We start from the raw sequence: 1,422 nt of genomic DNA, 5'->3' as shown, positions 1-1,422 counted from the left end.
AGATGCCGCATGCATCCTGCTTCGCCCCGGAACAGTCGAGCCTGTATACCTGATCCGGTTCTTCCAGACTGAACTGGGACAGGGCATCCGGGAGCTTGTGATGAGAAGATCCAGGACAATTCAACATTTCGCCAGCACTCTTGCAGAGACAGAGATCTACCTGCCACCCCCGCAAATCCAGGCAGAGGTGATTGCCATCAACGCCTCGATCGAGTCGGCAAAAGATCGGCTTGGATCGATCCAGAGAGAACTCTGGATGCGCCCCCACTCCACGCGATCGGTGCTTGGCCAGCTCGAAAGACTGAGGGAAGGAGAGGGGATCACCGAATGGATGGAGACACTCCCGTTTCCACTGGCATCAATACTCTGGATCTATCATGCAGAAGGGACTCCTGCTAAGAAGGTCAGCCACCTTCTCAATTTTTTTGAGGCATCTGCTGAGTTTATCGCCGGCATTCTCCTCTCAGCACTTGATCCGATCATGAGAGGGGAAGAGATCGACCTTCTGGATGAGAACCCGGAGTTCCGCGATATCTACATGAATGCCACCTTCCGCAGCTGGATCATCCTCTGCCGGAGAGCCGGGCGGCAGATACGAAAGAAGATCGCAGGGGATAACGGGTATGACGAGATGGCAGGGCTCTTTGGCAACCCTGATCGTGAATTCATCGACATGGTGACGAGCAAGAGGCTCTTTGCCCTTCTTGACGAGGTTGCCGACCTGAGAAACGACTGGAAGGGACATGGAGGCATCACAGGAAAGAGAGATGATGAAGAACAGCTTGCCACGCTGGAGAGACTCCTTGAGCGGTTCCGGGAAGGCATCAGGGATCGTTTCAGTCATCTGCGGGTAATTCTTCCCGGCGCAGCTGTTTACCGGGACGGGATCTTCTCCTGCCAGGTGCTGTCCGTCACCGGGACACGGACACGGTTTCCCGGGATGAGTATCACCTCACTCATCCCCCTTGATTCAGAATCCCTCTACCTCTATTCGGGGAGGGGCGGAGAGCCGATGAAGATCCTCCCCTTCTTCCGCCTGATCTTTCATCCGGAAACTGGCGAGCCTGCCTGGTATTTCTATAACCGGATAGAGGGGATGCGGGTTCGGTGGATATCATACCATTATGAAGCCGATTCAGAATTTGAAGAGGAGGATAAAGAGGTCTATGAAATGCTCAAAGATTGTGGACTGATCACCGGGGAGTAGAGGTGCCACCATACAGAACGCTCCGGCTTGAAGGAGATGCCCTCCCGTTCGATCTTGACAGGACACTTGCCTGCGGGCAGGTATTCCTGTGGGAGAAACGCGGGAACTGGTGGTGCGGGATTCTTGACCAGAAGCCTGTCCGGATCAGGCAGGATCGAGATCACCTCCGCTTCTCAGGAGCACCGGAAGAAGATATAATCAGGTATTTTGATCTG

2 protein-coding genes are annotated in these 1,422 nt (G+C 54.4%); both read left to right on the top strand.

Features of this window, described 5'->3' with window-relative positions:
• The coding region (locus QCH34_RS12645; RefSeq protein ID WP_300334656.1) for a hypothetical protein at nucleotides 1-1,207 on the top strand (1,207 nt) is incomplete at its 5' end.
• A gap of 2 nt (nucleotides 1,208-1,209) precedes the next feature.
• Nucleotides 1,210-1,422: DNA glycosylase (locus QCH34_RS12640; protein WP_300334654.1), on the top strand; the 213-nt coding region annotated here is incomplete at its 3' end.

The sequence above is a fragment of the Methanocalculus sp. genome (assembly GCF_029762515.1).
GTDB lineage: Archaea > Halobacteriota > Methanomicrobia > Methanomicrobiales > Methanocorpusculaceae > Methanocalculus.
The sequence above is the reverse complement of the archived record's forward strand: the minus strand, read 5'-3'. Positions and strand labels throughout refer to the sequence as shown.